Origin of the sequence: Streptacidiphilus rugosus AM-16 (assembly GCF_000744655.1) — a bacterium.
Lineage (GTDB): Bacteria > Actinomycetota > Actinomycetes > Streptomycetales > Streptomycetaceae > Streptacidiphilus > Streptacidiphilus rugosus.
The window spans coordinates 4,580,544-4,600,412 of sequence record NZ_JQMJ01000004.1; the positions used below are offsets into that span (position 1 = coordinate 4,580,544).

The following is a 19,869-nucleotide window of genomic DNA, read 5'->3' on the forward strand; positions in this document are numbered from 1 at the left end:
GCCCATGTCGTCGGGTCAGCTGGTGCCGGGGAGCGTGCCGGTGGTGCCGCCGTTGAGGGAGGAGGCGGAGAAGTCGGCGACGCCGGAGACGATCTGGTCCATGACCGAGAGGGCGGGCGCCTTGGTGGCGATGTCGAAGCCGAGGTGGAGGGCGAGGAGCTTGTCGCCGGCCTTGTTCGGGAAGACGACGGTCTCGACGGTGCCGTTGTTGCCGGTCTTGGCGTCGACCTGCCAGCGGACCAGGTAGCCCTGGCGGCCGGCCACGGTGACGCTCTTGGTGAGCAGCACCTGGTGGCCCGTCACGTCGCCGTAGGACTCCTTGACGGCCGCCGAGATGTCCGCCTCCGCCGCGGCCTGGACGCCGGTGCCGACCGGGGCGGTCAGGGTGGTGGTGTTCGCCCCGGCGAGGGAGCAGGTGTCGCCGGAGCCCGAGGTGGCGCCGGGGCAGGTGTAGCTGCCGAAGGTGGCGACGCCGTGGCCGGTCTTGGTGGTGCCGCCGGTCCAGCCGCTGGGCAGCGGGAAGCTGACCCCGTCGGTGAGGCCGACGACGAGGCCCGACAGCGTGCCGCCGCCACTGCCGTTGCCGCTCCCGCCGTTGCCGCCGCTCCCGCCGCCACTGCCGTTGCCGCCGGCGCCCCCGAAGGGGTTGAGGCCGTCGCCGCCGTTGCCGCCACCGCCGTTGCCGTTCGGGCGGGTGACCGCCGTCGCGGACTTGGTGTCGCCGTGGTCCATCGCCAGGAAGGTCGCCAGCGAGCCCACGCCCAGGCCGAGCACCGCCGCCGTCACGCCGACGAGCAGCGGGCCGCGTCGGCGCGGCCGGGGCTTGGGCGGCAGCTCCCCGGAGATGAACACCGTGGTCGCGTCGCTGCGGGTGCTGACGGTCCACTCGGAACCGTTCCACCAGCGTTCTCCCGGCCGGGCGGCGTCGGCGGGCTTGGGGTCCGGGTACCAGCCCGCGGGCGGGGGCGAAGTCTCACTCACAGTGCGCAACGTACCCTTTCGGCGATAAGCATCCGATCAGCCCGCGCTGTCGACGATCAGATGAGGGACGAAACGGGCGTACTCGTCCGTGACGAGTCCGGCCGACTCCCTGATGCCCAGGCCCGCCGGCTCACCGTCGACGACCCAGGCCCCGAGAACGGTGCGGTTGCCTTCGAAGTCGGGCAGCGGAGCGAACTCCTGCCAGCAGTACCGCTCCCCCGGATCGAGCGGAACGGGCCCCGGCGCACCGTCGGCCCCGCCGATCAGCACGCCCGCACCCTCGCGGCCGAGCAGGGGCTTGGCCACGTACCGACGCATCGGGCCCGGCCCGTCCAGCCGGGCGGGCAGCAGGTTCGGGTGGCCCGGGTTGAGCTCCCACAGGACGGCCAGCAGCGCCTTGTTGGAGAGCAGCATCTTCCACGGCGGTTCGATCCAGCAGGTGCCCCCGGTACCGCCACCCAGGTCGGCGGTGTCGATGACGTGCCCGCCGAAGGCGTCGCTCGCCAGCCACTCCCAGGGGTAGAGCTTGAAGACCGTGCGCATGAAGCGCAGCTGCTCGTCCACGAAGCGGCCGGAGAGCGAGTCCCAGCCGATGTCCTCGACCGCGATCGGCACCGTGGTCAGGCCCGCCTGCTGCGCCGTCTCCAGGAGGTAGGCGCAGGTCAGCTGGTCCTCGCCGAGCGCGTCGGCACTGGAGTGGGCGAAGTGGACCGGGCCGGGCGCGAGCAAGGCGGCCTGGCGGCGCCAGGCGTCGACGAGGCGCTCGTGCAGCGAGTTCCACTGGTCCGCGCCGGGAAAGCGGTCCTCCATCCAGAACCACTGCGGCCCGGCGGCCTCCAGCAGGCTGGTCGGGGTGTCCGCGTTGTACTCGAGCAGCTTGGCCGGGCCGGTGCCGTCGTAGCGCAGGTCGAAGCGGCCGTAGAGGCTGGGCTGCTCGTCCCTGCGCCGCCAGGAGCGGCGCACCAGGGCGGCCAGGGTGGGATCGGTGATGCCGAGCTCGCCGAGGCGGTTCTGCTCGACGATGTGGTCGGCCGCCTGGAGGCAGAGCTCGTGCAGCTCGGCGACGGTCTCCTCCAGCGCCTCGACCTCGGGCAGCGTGAAGGAGTAGTAGGCGGACTCGTCCCAGTAGGGGCGCAGGCTGTCGTCGGGGAAGCGGGTGAGCGGGTAGACGAGACCCTGCTCCTCGACGATCCGCTGCCAGTCGGGGCGCGGGGTGATCGTGTGGCGTCGCATGACGGGCGCTCAGCCGCCGTGCGAGCCGGAGCCGTGACCGCCCAGGCCGCCACGGGTGACACCGTGACCGGTGCCGTCGTTGCTGCCGGTGCCGCCGCGGGAACCGCTGCCGCGGTAGGAGCGGTGGTATCCCCCCACGTGGCTGGTGGAGCTGGAACCGGACTCGTACCACTGGTAGCGGTCGGTGTCTGCCCAGCCGCGGCCGGGGGTGTTGTCGCAGTACTTGTCCGCGACGGTCTTGTAGTTCGTGGTGTCCACGCAGCGCTCGTCGGGGCTGCTGTCGCAGGAGGTGAGCGAGAGCGCGAGCGCGCCGACCACGCCGAGGGCGACGCCGCCCGACCTCATGCGTCGGGGTCCGCCTGAGCCGCTGCCTGCCATGTAAGAACCCTTACCTCTTGCTTACCTGTCGGGGACGGCGGCGATCCTATCCGCCGTCCCCGCAGGAGCGGGCTCAGGGCTGCCGACGATTACACGGGCGTGACATACGCGCCCGAGATGCCGCCGTCCACCAGGAACTCGCTCGCCGTGATGAAGGCCGAGTCGTCGCTCGCGAGGAAGGCGACCGCGGCCGCGATCTCCTCAGGATGGGCGAAGCGGCCGACCGGAATGTGCACCAGGCGGCGCGCGGCGCGCTCCGGGTCCTTGGCGAACAGCTCCTGCAGCAGCGGGGTGTTCACCGGCCCCGGGCAGAGCGCGTTGACGCGGATCCCCTCGCGGGCGAACTGCACGCCCAGCTCGCGCGACATGGCCAGCACCCCGCCCTTGGAAGCGGTGTAGGAGATCTGCGAGGTGGCCGCGCCCATCTTCGCGACGAAGCTGGCGGTGTTGATGATCGAGCCCTTGCCCTGCTGCTGCATGTACGGCAGCGCCGCCTTGCAGCACAGGTAGACGGAGGTGAGGTTGACCTCCTGGACCCGGCGCCAGGCGTCTAGGCCGGTGGTGAGGATCGAGTCGTCGTCGGGCGGCGAGATGCCGGCGTTGTTGAAGGCGACGTCGACACTGCCGTAGGTGTCGAACGCGGCCTTGAACAGCGCGTCGACCTGCTCGGCGTCGGTGACGTCGACCTTGACGAAGAGCCCGCCGACCTCCTCGGCGGCGGCCTTGCCCGCCGTCTCGTCGACGTCGGCGCAGACGACGTTCGCGCCCTCGGCCGCCAGACGGCGGGCGGTGGCCAGGCCGATGCCGGAGCCGGCGCCGGTGATCACGGCGGTGCGGCCGACCAGGCGGCGGCAGACGGCCTCTTCCTGCGGGGCCTTGCCCTGGGATGCTTCGGTCACGGCTCTCTACTCCTCGGTGCTGATGAAGACGTTCTTGGTCTCGGTGAAGTGCGCGAGGGCCTCCGGGCCCAGCTCGCGGCCCAGGCCCGACTCGCCGAAGCCGCCGAAGGGCGTCCAGTAGCGGACTGAGCTGTGCGAGTTGACGGAGAGGTTGCCCGCGTTGACACCCCTGGCCATCCGCAGCGCCCGGCCCACGTCGCGGGTCCACAACGAGCCGGACAGGCCGTAGCGGGTGGCGTTGGCCAGACGCAGCGCGTCGGCCTCGTCGGTGAAGGGCAGTACCACGGCGACCGGGCCGAAGATCTCCTCGGTGGCCACCCTGCTGCCGGGATCCTCGGGCGCGAGCAGCGTCGGCGCCTGCCAGAAGCCGGGGCCCTCCGGTGCGGTGCCGCGGGCGAGCACCGGCACGTCGTCCGTCAGGTAGGAACGGACGCGATCGCGCTGGAGGGCGGAGATGAGCGGACCCATCTCGGTCGCCGCGTCGCGCGGGTCGCCGACCCTGACCGCCTCGATCGCGGGGGCGACCAGGGCCAGGAACTCGTCGTAGACCTCGCGCTGGACCAGGATCCTGGTGCGGGCGCAGCAGTCCTGGCCGCTGTTGTCGAGGAAGGACATCGGCGCCGCGGCGGCGGCCCGCTGCAGGTCGGCGTCGGCGAAGACGATGTTCGGGCTCTTGCCGCCGAGTTCCAGGGTGACCCGCTTCAGCTGCGACGCGCAGCGGGACATGATCTGCTTGCCGACCGCCGTGGAACCGGTGAAGACGATCTTCCTGACCCCGGGGTGGTCGACCAGCGCCTGCCCGGTGATCCGGCCGTGACCCGGCAGCACCTGGAAGAGGCCTTCGGGGAGCCCGGCGGCCAGGGCGATCTCCTGGAGCAGCTGCGCGGTCAGCGGGGTGGTCTCGGCGGGCTTGAGCAGGACCGCGTTGCCGGCGGCGAGCGCGGGGGCGAAGCCCCAGGCGGCGATCGGCATCGGGAAGTTCCACGGCGCGATGACGCCGACGACGCCGAGCGGCTCGTGGAAGGTGACGTCCAGGCCGCCGGCGACCGGGATCTGCCGGCCCATCAGCCGCTCGACCCCGCCGGCGGCGTACTCGAGCAGGTCGCGGGCATTGCCCGCCTCCCAGCGGGCGTTGCCGAGGGTGTGGCCCGCCTCGGCGACCTCCAGGTCGGCGAGTTCGTCCAGGCGCGCGTCGACGCCGTCGGCGAAGCGGCGCAGCAGCCGGGCCCGGTCGCCGGGGGCGAGCGCGGCCCAGCCCTGCTGGGCCTTGGCGGCGCGTTCGACCGCCGCGTCCACCTGTTCGGGTGAAACGGTCGGAACTTCCGCCACCAGCTCCTCGGTGGCGGGGTTCAACACCCGCAGGGAGTCGGGGAGATCCGTGAGTTCGGAGAGTTCGGGCAGTTCGGGCATCGGGCGGCTCACATGCGCTCGAAGGAGCGGAATCGCTCCCAGTCGGTGACGGCGGTGTCGTAGGCGTCCTGCTCGACCTGGGCCATCGTCAGGTAGTGCTGGACGACGTCGGGGCCGAAGGCGGCCTTGGCCAGATCGCTGGCGGCCCACAGCTCGGCGGCCTCGCGCAGCGTGGTCGGCAGGTGGGCGTAGTCGCCCGCGTAGGCGTTGCCCGCGCAGGCCTCGGGCAGCTCGAGGCGATGCTCTATGCCGTGCAGCCCGGCGGCGATCATGCCCGCGACGGCGAGGTAGGGGTTGACGTCCCCGCCCGGCGCGCGGTTCTCGAAGCGCAGCGAGGGGCCGTGCCCCACGACGCGGAGCGAGCAGGTGCGGTTGTCACGCCCCCAGGCGACGGCGGTGGGCGCGAAGGATCCGGGGCGGAACCGCTTGTAGGAGTTGATGTTGGGGGCGTAGAGCAGGGTCAGCTCGCGCATCGCCGCGAGCTGACCGGCGAGGAAGTGCCGCATCAGTTCGGACATGTGCCCGTGCTCGTCGGCGAAGGCGGGCCGGCCCTCGGCGTCGCGCAGCGAGAGGTGGACGTGGCAGCTGTTGCCCTCGCGCTCGTTGTACTTCGCCATGAAGGTGAGCGCCATGCCCTCCTGGGAGGCGATCTCCTTGGCGCCGGTCTTGTAGACGCTGTGCTGGTCGCAGGTGGTCAGCGCCTGGTCGTAGCGGAAGGCGATCTCGTGCTGGCCGAGGTTGCACTCGCCCTTGGCGGACTCGACGACCAGTCCGGCGGCGCCCATCTCGTTGCGGATGCGGGCCAGCAGCGGCTCGATCCTGGCGGTGGCCAGGAGGGAGTAGTCGGCGTTGTACTGGTTGGCCGGGGTGAGCCCGCGGTAGCCGCGGTCCCAGGCCTGCTCGTAGGTGTCGCGGAAGACGATGAACTCGAGCTCGGTCCCGGCCCAGGCGGTCAGACCCAGCTCGGCGAGGCGGTCCAGCTGCTGCCGCAGGATCTGGCGCGGCGAGGCGGCGACGGGCGAGCCGTCCTCCCAGGCCAGGTCGGCGGTGACGAGCGCGGTACCGGGCTGCCAGGGCACCAGGCGCAGCGTGTCGAAGTCGGGGAGCAGGGCGAAGTCGCCGTAGCCGCTCTCCCAGGAGGCCATGGCGTAGCCGTCGACGGTGTTGAGCTCCACGTCCACGGCGAGCAGGTAGGCGCAGCCCTCGGTGCCGTGTGCGACGACCTCGTCGAGGAAGTGGCCGGCCGCGAAGCGCTTGCCCTGGAGCCTGCCCTGCATGTCCGTGAAGGCCAGGGCTACGGTGTGGATCTCTCCTGACGCGACCAGGTCGCGCAGCGCGTCGAGGGTCAGCCGCCCTCGGGGGGCGGGCGCTTGTGAAGTCATGGGTAGTGCCTCCGGGTGCATCTGGACCGGGTCGGGCGCTTTAAAGGTATGGCCTTGTACCATTGGAAGGGAAGGGGGTGCCATGATCGAAAATGGCGCGTCGGACGAGGCCGCGGCGGGTGCGCACCCGGACGCGGTCCCAGGCGCCGACCCGTACGCCGCCGTGCTGCGTCCCGTTCGTTCAGGGAACACCTTCGAGGAGACCGTGCAGAAGGTGCTGCAGCTGGTCCGGCTGGGCCTGGTCCCGGTCGGCGAGCGGCTGCCGCCCGAGCGCGAGCTGGCCGAACGGCTGCAGATCAGCCGGGTGACGCTGCGTGAGGCGCTGAAGGTGCTGCAGGACGCGGGCGTGCTGGAGGTCCGGCGCGGCCGGTACGGCGGCGCCTTCGTGCTGGCCCCGGCCCCCGCGCCGACCGCCGCCGACCGCGGCGAGGAGCTGCGCCGCCGCGCCGTGGAGCTGGGCGACCGCCTGGAGGACACCCTGCTATTCCGTGAGGTGCTGGAGGTCGGCGCGGCCGAGCTGTGCGCGGCGCGCCCGCCGACCGGCGCCGAGGCCGAGCGGCTGCGCGAGCTGCTCGCCGCCACCGGCAGCGCGTCGCTGGAGGAGTACCGGCGGCTCGACACCCTGCTGCACCTGGCCGTCGCCGAGCTCAGCGGCTCCGCGTCGGTCGCGGCCCAGTACGCGGCGGTCCGCGCCACCGTGAACGACCTGCTGGACTGCATACCGCTGCTCCCGCCCAACCTGCACCACTCGCAGCGCCAGCACGAGGAACTGGTCGAGGCCATCCTGACCGGCGACCAGGACCGCGCCCGCACGGCCATGCGCCAGCACCTCGCCGGCACGGCGGCCCTGCTCCGCGGCTTCCTCGCCTGACGACGCACCCCCGCCCACGCTCCCGGCCACCGACCCGACCCGCCAGCCCGACCCGACCGAGCCCGACCCGCGCCACACCGACCCCGGAGGTCCGCCCGTGCCCCGCCCGCTGATCGGCATCACCACCTACGTCGCGCCCGCGAGCTGGGGAGTCTGGCGGGACACGCCCGCCGACCTGGTGCCGCGCCGCTACCCCGCGTTCGTGCAGTCGGGCGGCGGCCTCGCGACGCTGCTGCCGCCGGACGACCACCCCGCCGCCGCGGCGGAGGCCGTCGCCCGGCTGGACGGCCTGATCATCGCGGGCGGCCCGGACGTGGCCCCCGACCGCTACGGCGCGCCCGCCCATCCGCACACCCAGATCCCCACCCCCGAGTCACGCGTCCGCGACGCCTGGGAGCTGGCCTGCATCGACGCCGCACTCGACCGCGGACTGCCGCTGCTCGGCGTCTGCCGCGGCATGCAGCTGCTCAACATCGCCCTCGGCGGTGACCTGACACAGCATCTGCCCGACCTGCTGAACGGCAGCCTGGAGCACTCGCCGGTCCCCGGCGTCTACGGTCGGCACGCCGTCACCGCGCTGCCCGACACCCGGACCGCGGCGATCCTCGGCACCGAGAAGCTCGACGTGCCGACCTACCACCACCAGGGCGTCGCCAGGCTCGGCCGCGGTCTGCGCGCCTCCGCGCACGCCTTCGACGGCACGGTCGAGGCCGTGGAGGGCGAGGGCCCCGGCTTCCTGCTCGCGGTCCAGTGGCACCCGGAGCAGGGCGACGACTTCCGGCTGGCCCGGGCCCTGGTGGACGCGGCGGCCGCGAACTGAGGGGTAAGGGGCACGCCGCTCCGCTGCGCGCGAACAACGCGTGATCCCCTGGTCGCGACCGTGCCTCTTGGCGAGACTGACCGCATGCCAACCGATGAAACGCAGCGTCCCTCACTCTTCCACGACCTGGATGACTTCCTCGCTGTCCCCCGCGTCTCCGGCCTCGCCCTGTCGCCGGACGGGTCGCGCCTGGTGACCACCGTCGCCGAACTCGCCTCGGACCGCACCCGGTTCATCTCCGCGCTCTGGGAGCTCGACCCCCAGGGCGTCCGGCCGGCCCGCCGGCTCACCCGGTCCGGCAAGGGCGAGTCCGCGCCCGCCTTCCGGGCCGACGGCACCCTGCTCTTCGTGTCCGCGCGCCCGGAGGCCGACCCGGCCAAGGGCGAGCCGGAGGCGAAGGACGCGGCGCTGTGGGCGCTGCCCACCGGCGGCGGCGAGGCGCAGCGGGTGCTCAGCCGCCCCGGCGGCGTCGGCGGCTACGTCGCCGCGCGCGCCTCGGACCGGCTCGCGTTCACCTCGGCCCTGCTCCCGGGCGCCGAGGACACCGAGGCGGACACGAAGCTGCGCACCGCCCGCGAGGAGGCCAAGGTCAGCGCGCTGCTGCACGAGGGCAACTCCCTGGTGCGGTACTGGGACCAGGATCTGGGACCGGACATCCCGCACGTCTACTCCGTCGCGGGCGAGACCGAAGGGCTGACCGCCGCCGCGGCCCAGGCCGTCGACTGCGGCGTCAGCGACCCGATGGAGTCCGCCACCGCGGTCTCCCCCGACGGCACGCTGATCGCCTACTCGGTCCTCGTCGGCGCGGAGAGCGGCGACTTCCGCGACGCCGTCGTGGTCGTCGACGCCGCGACGGGCAAACAGCTGCGCCGGATCGAGGCGGCCGACGCCGAGTTCGGCGCGCCGGTCTTCACCGCCGACTCGCGCTCGGTGATCGTCCATCGCCAGAGCGTGGGCGACTGGGAGCAGAGCTCGGCCACCACGCTCTGGCTGGTCTCCGCCACCGACGAGCAGGACACCGGTCACGACCTGCTCCCCGACTTCGACAACTGGCCGCTCACCGCCGTCGTCTCGCCCGTCGAGGGCGCCCCCGTCGTCTTCTTCGTCGCGGACGAGCGCGGCCACTCCCCCGTCTTCCGCCTCGACACCGCCGACGGCACGGTCACCCGGCTCACCGCCTCCGGCGCCTACACCGACGTCGTGGTCTCCCCCGACGGCGAGACGCTGTACGCGCTCCGCAACGGCATCGACAGCCCGCCCGCCCCGGTGCGCCTCGACGCGCGTCGCGCGGACCAGAGCGAGCCGGTCGCCCTGCCCGCCCCCGGCTCCGTCGGCACGCTCCCGGGCCGGCTGACCGAGGTGCACACCACCGCCGAGGACGGCACCGCGCTGCGCGCCTGGCTGGTGCTGCCCGAGGGCGCCTCCGCCGAGCGGCCTGCCCCGTTCCTGCTCTGGGTGCACGGCGGCCCGCAGGGCAGCTGGAACGCCTGGACCTGGCGTTGGAACCCGTGGGTCGCCGCCGCCGCGGGTTACGCGGTGCTGCTGCCGGACCCGGCCCTGTCCACCGGCTACGGGCAGCAGATGCACGCGCGCGGCTGGGGCGACTGGGGCGGCACGCCGTTCCACGACGTGCTGGCGCTGACCGACGCGGCGCTGGAGCGCGACGACGTCGACCGGGAGCGGACCGCCATGATGGGCGGCTCCTTCGGCGGCTACATGGCCAACTGGATCGCCACCCACACCGACCGGTTCAAGGCCATCGTCACCCATGCCAGCCTGTGGAACCTGGACTCCTTCGGCGGCACCACCGACGCCCCGTTCTACTGGCGCCGCCACTTCGGCGACCCGCTCACGCGCCCGGAGCGCTACCGCGACTCCTCCCCGCACCGGCACGCGGCGAACATCCGCACCCCGATGCTGGTCGTCCACGGCGACAAGGACTACCGGGTGCCGATCGGCGAGGCGCTGTCGCTCTGGAACGACCTGGTGCGCTTCGAGGTCCCGGCGAAGTTCCTCTACTTCCCCGACGAGGGCCACTGGGTGCTGCGGCCCAACAACGCCAAGGTCTGGTACGGCACGGTGTTCGCCTTCCTCGCCCACCACGTGCTGGGCGAGGAGTGGCGCCGTCCCGCGCTGGTCTGACGGGGCGCTCTGACACGAGCGCCCCCGCCCGGACGCCGGACGGTCAGACCGGGTAGCTGACGCCCGTCAACTCCTCCGACGCCGCCCACAGCCGACGCTGTGCGGCGGCGTCGTGGGAGGCGCGGGTCGACCTGGTCGGCTCCGGTGCGCCGCGCATCTCCCGGAATCCGGAGGGGCCGTAGTACTGCGCGCCCCGTGCCTGCGGATCGGTGGCCGCGCGCAGGGTCGGCAGCGCGCCCATGACGGCGGGCTGGGCGAAGAAGGGCTCGACCAGCAGCCGGTTCGCCGGCTGCAGCACGCGCGGCAGATGCCGCGTCAGCTCGGTGCTGGAGTAACCGGGGTGGGCGGCGAGCGCGACGGCGGCCGCTCCCGAGGCCTCCAGCCGGCGCTGCAGCTCGTAGGCGAAGAGCAGGTTCGCCAGTTTCGACCGGCCGTAGGCGGTGATCCGGTTGTAGCCGCGCTCGGAGTGCAGGTCCTCGAAGTTCATCCCGCCCCTGGCCATCTGGTGGGCCAGGCTGGCGAGCACGACGATCCGGGCGCCGGGCACCTCGCGGATCCGGTCCAGGACCAGGCCGGTGAAGGCGAAGTGGCCGAGGTGGTTGGTGCCGAGCTGGAGCTCGAAGCCGTCGGCGGTCCGGCCGTAGGGCGGGACCATCACACCGGCGTTGTTGATCAGCAGGTCGATCCGCTCGTGCCGGTCGCGCAGCTCGGCGGCCGCGGCACGGACCGACTCCAGGGAGGCCAGGTCCAGCGCCAGCAGCTCCGTGCTGCCGCCCTGCGCGGCGATCTCCTTGGCGGCCGTCTCGGCGCGCTTCGGGTCGCGGCAGGCGAGCACGACCGTGGCCCCGCGCGCGGCGAGCACCTTCGCGGTCTCAAGACCCAGGCCGCTGTTCGCGCCGGTGACGACGGCCACGCGGCCGCTCTGGTCGGGTACGTCGGCTGCGCTCCAGGCCATCGTGGCCCTCCGGATTCCGAAAGCGGGGTCGGCGACGAGGCGACGAGCTGCGCATACGGCGGCACGCCTCGAAGTGAACACTGTAAACACTGAGAACGGTCCGATCCTGCGCCCGCCGCCGTCACGCTGTCAAGCGCGGCGGCCGGTGTGCTGTCACAGCCGTGCGGCAAGATGGGGCCCATGAGCCGAACCGCCGCCACCGGTGCCGCCGACGCCCCCAGGCTGATGCTGCTGGATTCCGCGAGCCTCTACTACCGCGCCTACTTCGGCGTGCCCGACTCGCTCCGCTCGCCGCAGGGCGAACCGGTCAACGCGGTGCGCGGGCTGCTCGACTTCATCGCCCGGCTGGTCACCGACCACACCCCGGACCAGTTGGTCGCCTGCATGGACGCCGACTGGCGGCCGCAGTGGCGGGTCGACCTGATCCCCAGCTACAAGACCCACCGCGTCGCCGAGGACCCGGCCGCCGCCGAGGCCGGCGAGGAGGAGACCCCGGACACGCTGGCCCCGCAGATCCCGGTGATCACCGCCGTGCTGGACGCACTGGGCCTGGCCAGGGTCGGCGTCGCGGGCTACGAGGCCGACGACGTGATCGGCACCCTCACCGCCCGGCACACCGGCCCGGTCGACGTGGTGACCGGCGACCGCGACCTCTTCCAACTCGTCGACGACGCACGCGGCGTGCGCATCCTCTACCCGCTCAAGGGCGTGGGCACGCTCCAGCTCACGGACAACGCACTCCTCATGGAGAAGTACGGCGTCACCGGCGCCCAGTACGCCGACATGGCCGCGCTGCGCGGCGACCCGAGCGACGGCCTCCCCGGCGTGCCCGGCATCGGCGAGAAGACGGCCGCGAAGCTCATCACCCAGTTCGGCGACCTCCCCGGCATCCAGGCCGCCGCCGTCGACCCGACGGCCAAGCTCACCCCCACCCAGCGCAAGCGCATCACGGACGCCTCGACCTACCTCGCCGTGGCCCCCACCGTGGTCCGGGTGGCGTCCGACGTCCCCCTCCCCGCCTTCGACCCCGCCCTCCCAGGCGAGCCGCTGGACCCGATGGCGCTGGAGGAGCTCTCCGCCCGCTGGGGCCTCGGCACCTCCCTGCAGCGCGTGCTGGACGCGCTCGCGCACGCGGGCGCGGCGAGCTGAACCGCCGCCCATGTCCTCGAGAGCGCTGAAGGACGAGCTCGTGCGGCTGCTCGTGCCGCCCACGGAGCCGTGGGCCGTCCCGGCACCGGACGAGATCGCCCGGTGGTACGGCACGCCCCTGCCCTCGGACTTCCTCTGGCTGATGGAGAGGTACGGACCGGGATTGGTGTCGGACTACCTCGGGATCCTGCCCCCGGTGGCGGAGGGAGCGACCGGCGAGGTCCACGGAGTCGGCCCGTGCGCGATCGAGCCGATGGAGGGGTGGGAGGGGATCGAGCCGGAGTACCTCGTGCACGGCGGCCTCTACGGGTGGGGCTGCAACCCCGACGGCGACGGCACGTTCTGGAGCACCACCGGCGCGCCGGACGAGTGGCGGGTCGTCGTCTGTCGCCGACACCACGGCCCCTCCGAACCGGCGTGGACCCGTTACGACTGCGGCATCGTGGAGTTCCTGGTCCGCACGTTCCAGGGGCGGCTGCCGCACAACCCCTTCAGCGGCACCGACCTGTGGGGGAACGCGTCCCCGACCTTCGCCCGCGAGGCCTGGTAGCCGACGACCCGCGCCCGGTGTCACGGGCGCGGGTCGCGGTTCCGGCGGGGTGTCGACGCGTCAGCGGCCCTGGAGGGACTTGACGTTGTCGCCGAAAGTCCAGCCCAGGGAGCCGTCCCAGTTGACGGACCAGGTCATCAGGCCCTTCAGCGCGCCGCCGAAGGCGTTCCAGGACTGGCCGACCAGGCTCGGCGCCATGTAGCCGCCGCCCGCGCCGGACTGGGCCGGCAGGCCGGGGACCTGCTTGTCGTAGGGCACCTTGATCGTGGTGCCCTGGACGACCAGGCCGTTGTTGAGGCAGGTGGTCTGCGCGGTGAAGCCCTGGACCGTGCCGGCCTGGTAGGAGTCGCCGGAGCAGCCGTACATGCTGCCGTTGTAGTACTGCATGTTCAGCCACCACAGCTGACCGTTGTCGGCGTACTTCTTGACGATCGGCAGGTCGGCGCCCCAGATGGACCCGTAGGTGACGCTTCCGCCGGTGACGTAGGCCGTCTCAGGGGCCATCGTCAGACCGAAACCGGCGGGCATCTGGGACAGCACGCCGTCGATGATGCGCTCCAGGTTGGCCTGGGAGGTGGAGAGCGTGTTGATGTTCCCGCTGCCGGTGAGCCCGGTCTCGATGTCGATGTCGATGCCGTCGAAGTTGTACTTCTTCAGGATCGGGACGACGGTCGCCACGAACCGGTCCGCGACGGCGCTGGAGCTCAGGTCGATGCCGGCGGCGGCCCCGCCGATCGACATCAGGATGGTTTCCCCGGCCGCCTTGGCCTGGCACATCTCGGCGGGCGTGGCCACCTTCACGTTGGTGTCCATGCCGTCCTGCCACTCGACGGTGCCGTCGGAGAGGATCACCGGGAAGGCGGCGTTGACGACGTTGTAGCCGTGCGCGGCGATCCGGCTGTCGGTGATGGGGATCCAGCCCAGCCCCGGGTGCACGCCGTTGGCGGCGCCGTCCCAGTTCTCCCAGTAGCCCTGGAGGACCTTGCCGGCCGGCCTCGGCTTCGTGGCGCAGGTCTCGCCGCCCGGCGGTGTCGTCGTGGGCGGAGCCGTGGTCGGCGGCGCGGTGGTGGGCGTCGGGCTGGGGCTGCCGCTGCCGCTGCCGCCGGGGCCGGTGAGCGACACGTCGTCCGCGTAGTACGTGGGCTGGCCGTACCAGCCGTGCAGGTAGACGGTCACCGAGGTGGTGCTCGCCCCGGTGGTGAAGGCGACGCTGAGCTGCCCGTACGACGCGTTGCCCGGCGTCCAGGTGGACGGGTCGCTGCTGCCCCCGGTGCCGGTCGCGCCCACGTAGACGTAGCTGCCCTGGACGTAGGCGCTCAGCGTGTACTGGGAGTTGGGCTGCACGCTGATGGTCTGGGTGCACTGGGCGTCGTCCTGGCCGACCGGTGTGGCCTTGAGCGCCGACGTGCCGGAGTGGACCGGACTGCCGACGACCGTGCCCGAACCGGCCGAACAGGTCCAGCCGGTGAGGCCGTTCTCGAATCCAGGGTCGGCCACCAGGTTGGCGACCGCGGCACCGGCGCTGACGGAGCCGGCCACGAGAAGGCCGGCGCCGACGACGACGGCGGCGCTCACGGCGGCGAGCGAACGCCGCAGCGGGATCGATCCGTGCCCGGCGCGGCTGCTCGGGTTCGACTGCGATGCGCGTTCCACGACCGCCCTCCTCGGGCGGGCCGTGCGCGACCTCCGACGGAACATGCTGTGCTCCCTTCCCGCCGAGCGCCATGGCCATGACCAGCACGTGGGGGTGCGACGCCCGGCTCCGGGTGAGGTGGGATATGTGGGGCTATGCCGAGCCGGATCGTAGAAGCGGCGGCGGGACCCGTCAATAGGTCTGGACCAATAGCGATCGAGGAGGCCCCGCGTACCGCAGGAGTGATGCTCGGCACAAGCCAACGATCCCTGTGGTGTGGACCAACTAGGATGAGCGCACAGGACGCTGACTGTTCATCTCCGCGCGTGCCGGTCAGGGCGCCACGCGGTCGGTCGGGCGCTCCGGAGAGGTGAGCATGTCCGCGACCGGGCCCGAGAGCTCGACTCTCGCCGCAAGGATAGACAAGCTGTTCGACGTGGTCCGACGACCGGACCGGGAGCAGTACAGCCACGAGGAGGTGGCCCGCGCCTGCCGCGAGGCGACCGGCGACACCTTCTCCGCGACCTATCTCTGGCAGCTCCGGACGGGGCGGCGGGACAATCCGACGAAGCGTCACCTGGAGGCCCTTGCGGGGTTCTTCCAGGTGCCGCCGGCGTACTTCTTCGACGACAGGCAGAGCGCCAGGATCGGCGAGGAGCTGACCCTGCTGGGCGCGCTCAGGGACGCGGGGGTGCGCGAACTCGCCCTGCGCGCCGTGACGCTGTCCCCCGAGGGGCTTGGCACGATCAGCGACATGATCGAGGTGATCGCCAGGCGCGAGGCGAACGCGAAGGAGACCCGCGAGTAGCGGGCCGATCACGCCATGCTCCGCGCAGCCTGACTGATTTCGGGCAAACGGGTGGCTTCCCGCAGAAGCGGAGCACTCGTAGGATTCCTGCTCGGGTGGGGTCGGCCGAGGGGAAGAACGTGCGCGAGCCGGACGGCGCGGAGCGGGAACTGTGGGGGCGCAGTCGTCGGATCGCCGACGCCTTACCGCTGCCCGAGCCGTTCGACGTACAGGTCCTGGTCGACGCACTGGCCGCGCGGCGCGGCCGGCCGATCGAGCTGGTGCCGCTGTCCGGCGCGCGCCAGTCCGCCTGCGGGGTGCTGGTGAGCACCGACCGCGCCGACTACATCGGTTATCCGCTGGCCACCACGGTCCTGCACCAGCAGCACATCGTGCTGCACGAGATCGGTCACCTGCTGTGCGAGCACGCCGGGGGGTCGGGCTCGGCGGACGCCGTCGCCCGCAGCCTGACGACACAGCTCAGCGACGAGCTGGTGAGCCGCGTGCTCGGCCGGACGGCCTACGACGAGCACGAGGAGCGGGAGGCCGAGCTGATCGCCACGCTCGCGCTCCAGCGGGCCGTGCACCGGCCGTCGGCCGAAGCGCGTCCCGGCCCGCTGGCCGGTCGCGTGCTGCGGCTCGGACACGTCTTCGGCCGCCCGCTCCGACGCCGTCCCACACCCGATGGATGACCTCGTCGCGGACGTCGCCGCCTACCTCGCCTGCCTGGTCAGCCTGGCCGGGACGGCGGGGAAGCTGTGGCTGGACCGCGGCCGGCGCTCCGACCCCATCCTGCGCCACGGCTACCTCTTCGGGGCGCTGCTCGGTACGGCCCTGGCGCTCACCGCCCCGGTCAGCGCCCAACTCGCCGCGCGGGTGCTGCCGCTGTCCGACCTCAGCCTGCTCGTGCTCGCGGCCGACCAGCTGAAGGTCGTCGCGGTCGGCGCGCTGGCCACGTCCGCGTACTGGACCCTGCCCGAGCCGGTCGCCCGCCGGTCGGCCCGGCGGCAGGCGGCGCTGACCGCGCTGGTCTGCCTGGCCGAGGTCGCCGCGTTCCTCACGGCCGGTCCGACCCGGTCCGGGGACACGGTGGTCGTCGACGGCTCCGGGCGCGGAGCGCTGGTGGCGTACATCGTGCTGTTCACCCTCCACTGCGTCTGGTGCCTGGCCGTGTTCGGCACGCTCATGGTGCGTGCCGCCGGGTACGCGGGGCCCGGCGTCCTGCGCCTCGGCCTGCTGCTCATGGCGGCAGCTGCCCTGGCCGGCCTGGTGTGGACCTCGGACAACCTCACCGACATCGCCTCCGTGCTGGCCCGCGGCACCGAGGACGGCGCCGAGAGCACCCTGTCGGCGGTCTCGGCCGCCGTCTGCGTGTCCCTGGGATTCTCCGGGGGCACCGCGTCGACCTGGGCGGGCCCGATCGGCCGCCGGATCGGGCGCCGACGGGCCCGCCGGGACTGCGCCAGGCTCGCCCCGCTCTGGGAGGCCGTCGCCGCGGCGCTGCCCGCCGTCGAACTGCGCACCCGGGCCGGGTCCGCCGCGAACGGCGCTCCGGGGCCCGCCGGCGGCGACGCGTTGTTCACCCGGTACCGGCGGGTCATCGAGATCCGCGACGGTCAGCTCGCCCTCGGCGTGTGTGTGCATCCGGGGGTTCCCGGCTGGGTCGCCCTGGCGACCGCGCCGCTGCCGGAGCACGAGCGCGGGAGCGCCGCCGAAGCGGCCTTCCTGGCGGCGGCCCTGGAGGCGGCGGCGCTGGGGCGGCGCTTCCCCGACGGCCCCGGGATGCAGGGCGTCGTCCCGCCGACGTCCCAGGGCGTCGCCGGAGAGGTCACCCGACTGGCCGGGGTCGCCCAGGCCTTCCGGTCCTCGCCCGCCGTCTCGGCCGTGCGGGAGCGTGTGCGGGCCGAGCTGCTGGCCGAGCCGCCGACCGGACCGGGAGGCGAGCCGGGCACAGAGCCGGGAACCACCGAGGCGGGCCCCGCGCGGCTGTGGGCCCGACGAAGCGATGCAACGTAGACGAACCGGCCGTCGGGGCTGATTTCGGTCAACCGGCGACCGAATCATGGTGCTTGACGGTGGATCACCAAGCAGTGCAGGCTGACGCGCGTCAGCTGACATGAATATCAGCCAGCTTGTCTTCATTTCAGCTGTCGACGCGTGTTTCGGGCTCGATCCAAGGGGGGACGCATGCCCGCGCTGAGGAGCGACGACGGCCGACGGCCGGTCGCCACCCGGTCAGGTGGACACGGCGCAGCCGCGGTGTCACCGACGACCGGACCGCACATCGCCTGAGACGCCCAGGGAAGGCGTTCCAACCGGCGGACCCGCGCACGGTCGGGTCCATGCGTGTCCGGGAAGACACGCGTGTCCGGGAAGAGTTGACGACGTACCGGTGTGCGACGGACAACCGTGTTCCACGCCGTCGTCCGGTATGGGGGTGTGAGACATGGCAGAGGATCTTGGACCGTGGTTCCATCGGTTCAGCCGGACCGATGGCGGCGTGCGACTGTTCTGCTTCGCGCACGCCGGTGGCGGCGCGTCGGCGTTCCGCGACCTGTCACGGGCCCTGGCGCCGGACGTCCAGGCCTACGGCGTGCAGTATCCCGGGCGGCAGGACCGGCTGGGCGAGCCGTGCCTGGACAGCCTGCCCGAAGTCGGCGCGCTGGTCGCCGCCGAGATCCGCAGGCTCGGCGTCGGCCCCGACCGGCCGTACGCGCTGCTCGGGCACAGCATGGGCGCGACCGTCGCCTTCGAGGCGGCCCGGCTGCTGGAAGCGTCCGGCACCGGCCCCGTCGCGTTCTTCGCCTCCGGCCGGATCGCGCCGGACGCGCCACCGCATCTGGGCGGCAGGCTGCTCGACGACCAGGCGCTGCTGGCCGATCTGCGCCGGCTGGGCGGCACCACCGGCGACGTGCTGACGGACCCGCGCCTGCTGGCGCTGCTGCTGCCGGCCCTGCGCGCCGACTACGGGGCGGTGCAGCGCTACGTCTACGACGGGCCGCGCCCCGCGCTGGCCTGCCCGGTCGTCGGCATGGTGGGGACGGCGGACGTGCGGGTGTCGGTCGCCGACGTGAAGCCGTGGGCCGACTTCACCTCCGGCCCCTTCGCCTGCCACGAGTTCCCCGGCGGCCACTTCTACCTCGACGAGAACCTGCCCGGGGTGACCGCGCTGATCCGGTCGGTGCTCCGCTCGGAGCCGCGGAGATGAGGAACGACCTGCTGCTCTCGCTGCGCATCCAGCGTGGATGGACGCAGGAGGAGCTCTCCGAGCGCTCCGGCATCAGCGTCCGGACCATCCGCAACCTGGAGTGCGGGCGCATCCACACCCCGCGCCGCAGCTCACTGGACCTGCTGCTGTCCGTGCTCGACCCTGAGCTGCGGAGCCTGGCACGGATCGGCGGGACCAGGGACGAGCTCGGCTCCGACCCCGCGGCCGACCTCCCGCCCGTCGCCGAGAACCCCACCCCCGGCGCCGCAGCCGGCGGCTCCGCACCGGCCGGCGCCCCGCTCGGACGCGCCGGGCGGCCGGAACGCGACCCGGCCCCGATCAAGGGCCCCGGCCTGCGCCCCACCTCCGTGGCACTGACCGGATCCTTCGCGGCCTGGCGCGGCCCGCAGCCGCCCCGCACCCCGCTGATCGGCAGGGAACGGGAGCTGCGCAGACTGACCGAGGCGGTGGGCAGCGCCGCCGTCACCGTCCTGACCGGCCCGGGCGGCATCGGCAAGACCCGCCTGGCGCTCGAGGCGGCACGCCGCACCGCCGGCGCGTTCCCCGGCGGGGTGGCCGTGGCGCAGCTCGGCAGGATCGCCGCCGCCGCGGCGGTCAACGGCGGCGAGGGGCCCACCGTGCTCTCCGCCGCCCAGCAGGCCGTCGCCGAGGCGCTGGGCGCCGAACGCCAGCCCCGCGGGGGCCTCGCCACACTGCTGGTGCTGGACACCGCGGAACACCTGCCGCAGCTGACCGCCCTGCTGGTGGAGCATCTGCGCGAGGCCTGGCCCGACCTGCGGCTGATCATCACCACCCGCCGCCGGCCGGCCGTCCCCGAGGCCCTGGTCCTGGAGATCGAGCCGCTCAGTCCCGAGCACTCGGTGCAGCTCATCTGCTCCCGGCTGGCCTCGGACTCTGTCACCAGCGGGATGTCGGACTCACCGGACCTGGTCACCGAGCTCTGCAAGGAGCTGGACCACGTCCCGCGGCTCATCGAGTTCGCCGCCTACTGGCTGCGCAACGTCCCGATCACCGCGCTGCTCTCGCTGGAGCACGTCGTGGAGCTGCTGGGCTTCCCCGACTTCTCCGCACTGCCGCACCAGCGGTCGCTCAGGGACAGTCTGGAGTGGAGCTGGGTACCACTGACGGAGAGTCAGCGACGGTTCCTGGTGCGGATGGCCGAGCACGACCGGCCGGTCTTCAGCGACGCCGGCGACCTCGCCGCGCTGGAGCCCGGAGTCAGCCACAGCGAGGCGGTCGGGCTGCTGGCCGGGCTCGCCGACGCGTCGCTGCTCCAGGTCAGCCGGGGCGCCCGGTACGAGTACCGGATGCTGCGCCATGTCCGGGCCTTCGTCCGGCACCGCAGTCGCGTGGAGCCGAGGACCCCCGCCGGTCTGGTGCCCAGCTGCCCCTGAGCGTGGCGTCACGTCCGCCCGGCAGCTTCACAGTTGCCGGTCCTGCCGCCTGCGGC

The 19,869-nt window shown here is 73.0% G+C and carries 18 protein-coding genes and 1 pseudogene; 10 read left to right on the plus strand and 9 right to left on the minus strand.

All coding sequences use genetic code 11. The annotated features are described in order from the left end of the window. Positions 1–15: 15 nt before the first annotated feature. The 6 genes from BS83_RS29995 to BS83_RS30020 all read right to left on the minus strand — a co-directional run bounded on the left by BS83_RS29995 (position 16) and on the right by BS83_RS30020 (position 6,283). Positions 16–981 (minus strand): DUF2510 domain-containing protein, encoded by a 966-nt coding sequence (locus BS83_RS29995; protein ID WP_037606556.1) that lies wholly within the window; start codon positions 979–981, stop codon positions 16–18. 36 nt (positions 982–1,017) lie between these two features. After that, entirely contained in the window at positions 1,018–2,214 is a 1,197-nt protein-coding gene (locus BS83_RS30000) for a glutathionylspermidine synthase family protein (protein ID WP_037606559.1), read from the minus strand. Between the two features lie 9 nt (positions 2,215–2,223). After that, positions 2,224–2,559 (minus strand): hypothetical protein, encoded by a 336-nt coding sequence (locus BS83_RS30005; protein WP_051944330.1) that lies wholly within the window; start codon positions 2,557–2,559, stop codon positions 2,224–2,226. A 122-nt stretch (positions 2,560–2,681) separates the two neighbouring features. After that, positions 2,682–3,491, minus strand: a complete 810-nt coding sequence (locus BS83_RS30010) for a 3-oxoacyl-ACP reductase (protein WP_051944332.1) — start codon at positions 3,489–3,491, stop codon at positions 2,682–2,684. A 6-nt stretch (positions 3,492–3,497) separates the two neighbouring features. Next, on the minus strand, positions 3,498–4,901 hold the full coding sequence (locus tag BS83_RS30015; protein ID WP_051944333.1) for an aldehyde dehydrogenase family protein: 1,404 nt from the start codon (positions 4,899–4,901) through the stop codon (positions 3,498–3,500). 8 nt (positions 4,902–4,909) lie between these two features. Beyond that, positions 4,910–6,283, minus strand: a complete 1,374-nt coding sequence (locus BS83_RS30020) for a glutamine synthetase family protein (protein ID WP_037606562.1) — start codon at positions 6,281–6,283, stop codon at positions 4,910–4,912. A gap of 82 nt (positions 6,284–6,365) precedes the next feature. Between BS83_RS30020 and BS83_RS30025 the strand changes: the two genes are divergently transcribed. The 3 genes from BS83_RS30025 to BS83_RS30035 all read left to right on the plus strand — a co-directional run bounded on the left by BS83_RS30025 (position 6,366) and on the right by BS83_RS30035 (position 10,116). After that, positions 6,366–7,154 (plus strand): FadR/GntR family transcriptional regulator, encoded by a 789-nt coding sequence (locus tag BS83_RS30025; protein ID WP_084714318.1) that lies wholly within the window; start codon positions 6,366–6,368, stop codon positions 7,152–7,154. 97 nt (positions 7,155–7,251) lie between these two features. Then, entirely contained in the window at positions 7,252–7,974 is a 723-nt protein-coding gene (locus BS83_RS30030) for a gamma-glutamyl-gamma-aminobutyrate hydrolase family protein (protein ID WP_037606564.1), read from the plus strand. Positions 7,975–8,058: 84 nt separating this feature from the next. Continuing rightward, entirely contained in the window at positions 8,059–10,116 is a 2,058-nt protein-coding gene (locus tag BS83_RS30035) for a S9 family peptidase (RefSeq protein WP_037606566.1), read from the plus strand. Positions 10,117–10,159: 43 nt separating this feature from the next. On the opposite strand, the gene BS83_RS30040 is transcribed toward BS83_RS30035, so the two are convergent. Then, positions 10,160–11,071, minus strand: coding sequence for an oxidoreductase (locus BS83_RS30040; protein WP_037606568.1), 912 nt, complete (start codon positions 11,069–11,071; stop codon positions 10,160–10,162). A 225-nt stretch (positions 11,072–11,296) separates the two neighbouring features. Here BS83_RS30040 and BS83_RS30045 point away from each other — a divergent pair, with 225 nt between their 5' ends. Continuing rightward, positions 11,297–12,220: a 5'-3' exonuclease gene (locus BS83_RS30045; protein WP_037610143.1), complete on the plus strand. Its 924-nt coding sequence runs from the start codon at positions 11,297–11,299 to the stop codon at positions 12,218–12,220. A gap of 10 nt (positions 12,221–12,230) precedes the next feature. Continuing rightward, positions 12,231–12,770, plus strand: a complete 540-nt coding sequence (locus tag BS83_RS30050; RefSeq protein WP_037606569.1) for a hypothetical protein — start codon at positions 12,231–12,233, stop codon at positions 12,768–12,770. Between the two features lie 60 nt (positions 12,771–12,830). On the opposite strand, the gene BS83_RS47910 is transcribed toward BS83_RS30050, so the two are convergent. Then, a complete protein-coding gene (locus BS83_RS47910; RefSeq protein WP_232248762.1) occupies positions 12,831–13,892 on the minus strand; it encodes a chitinase in 1,062 nt (353 codons plus the stop codon). A 90-nt stretch (positions 13,893–13,982) separates the two neighbouring features. Continuing rightward, positions 13,983–14,468 (minus strand): annotated as a pseudogene (locus BS83_RS47915) (carbohydrate binding domain-containing protein); the annotation flags it as partial. A 311-nt stretch (positions 14,469–14,779) separates the two neighbouring features. On the opposite strand from BS83_RS47915, the gene BS83_RS30060 reads away from it, so the two are divergent. The 5 genes from BS83_RS30060 (at position 14,780) to BS83_RS46725 (ending at position 19,813) form a co-directional block, all read left to right on the plus strand. Beyond that, positions 14,780–15,211: a helix-turn-helix domain-containing protein gene (locus BS83_RS30060; protein WP_037610144.1), complete on the plus strand. Its 432-nt coding sequence runs from the start codon at positions 14,780–14,782 to the stop codon at positions 15,209–15,211. Between the two features lie 95 nt (positions 15,212–15,306). Then, positions 15,307–15,882, plus strand: a complete 576-nt coding sequence (locus BS83_RS30065; RefSeq protein ID WP_198035328.1) for a ParH-like protein — start codon at positions 15,307–15,309, stop codon at positions 15,880–15,882. Then, positions 15,875–17,206: an MAB_1171c family putative transporter gene (locus BS83_RS30070; protein WP_037606572.1), complete on the plus strand. Its 1,332-nt coding sequence runs from the start codon at positions 15,875–15,877 to the stop codon at positions 17,204–17,206. The genes BS83_RS30065 and BS83_RS30070 overlap by 8 nt, the downstream gene beginning before the upstream one ends. A 430-nt stretch (positions 17,207–17,636) precedes the next feature. Then, positions 17,637–18,398, plus strand: coding sequence for a thioesterase II family protein (locus BS83_RS30075; protein WP_037606574.1), 762 nt, complete (start codon positions 17,637–17,639; stop codon positions 18,396–18,398). Further along, the gene (locus BS83_RS46725; RefSeq protein WP_037606576.1) at positions 18,395–19,813 is read left to right on the plus strand and encodes a helix-turn-helix domain-containing protein; all 1,419 of its coding nucleotides are present in this window, start codon (positions 18,395–18,397) and stop codon (positions 19,811–19,813) included. The genes BS83_RS30075 and BS83_RS46725 overlap by 4 nt, the downstream gene beginning before the upstream one ends. Positions 19,814–19,869: the final 56 nt, after the last annotated feature.

Excerpts from the sequence above, each read along its gene's own strand:
- BS83_RS30000 (WP_037606559.1), bottom strand. The coding sequence starts at position 2,214 with ATGCGACGCCACACGATCACCCCGCGCCCCGACTGGCAGCGGATCGTC.
- BS83_RS30005 (WP_051944330.1), bottom strand. The coding sequence starts at position 2,559 with ATGAGGTCGGGCGGCGTCGCCCTCGGCGTGGTCGGCGCGCTCGCGCTC.
- BS83_RS30015 (WP_051944333.1), bottom strand. The coding sequence starts at position 4,901 with ATGCCCGAACTGCCCGAACTCTCCGAACTCACGGATCTCCCCGACTCC.
- BS83_RS30020 (WP_037606562.1), bottom strand. The coding sequence starts at position 6,283 with ATGACTTCACAAGCGCCCGCCCCCCGAGGGCGGCTGACCCTCGACGCG.
- BS83_RS30025 (WP_084714318.1), top strand. The coding sequence starts at position 6,366 with ATGATCGAAAATGGCGCGTCGGACGAGGCCGCGGCGGGTGCGCACCCG.
- BS83_RS30035 (WP_037606566.1), top strand. The coding sequence starts at position 8,059 with ATGCCAACCGATGAAACGCAGCGTCCCTCACTCTTCCACGACCTGGAT.
- BS83_RS30040 (WP_037606568.1), bottom strand. The coding sequence starts at position 11,071 with ATGGCCTGGAGCGCAGCCGACGTACCCGACCAGAGCGGCCGCGTGGCC.
- BS83_RS30045 (WP_037610143.1), top strand. The coding sequence starts at position 11,297 with ATGCTGCTGGATTCCGCGAGCCTCTACTACCGCGCCTACTTCGGCGTG.
- BS83_RS30050 (WP_037606569.1), top strand. The coding sequence starts at position 12,231 with ATGTCCTCGAGAGCGCTGAAGGACGAGCTCGTGCGGCTGCTCGTGCCG.
- BS83_RS30060 (WP_037610144.1), top strand. The coding sequence starts at position 14,780 with ATGTCCGCGACCGGGCCCGAGAGCTCGACTCTCGCCGCAAGGATAGAC.
- BS83_RS30070 (WP_037606572.1), top strand. The coding sequence starts at position 15,875 with ATGGATGACCTCGTCGCGGACGTCGCCGCCTACCTCGCCTGCCTGGTC.
- BS83_RS30075 (WP_037606574.1), top strand. The coding sequence starts at position 17,637 with ATGGCAGAGGATCTTGGACCGTGGTTCCATCGGTTCAGCCGGACCGAT.
- BS83_RS46725 (WP_037606576.1), top strand. The coding sequence starts at position 18,395 with ATGAGGAACGACCTGCTGCTCTCGCTGCGCATCCAGCGTGGATGGACG.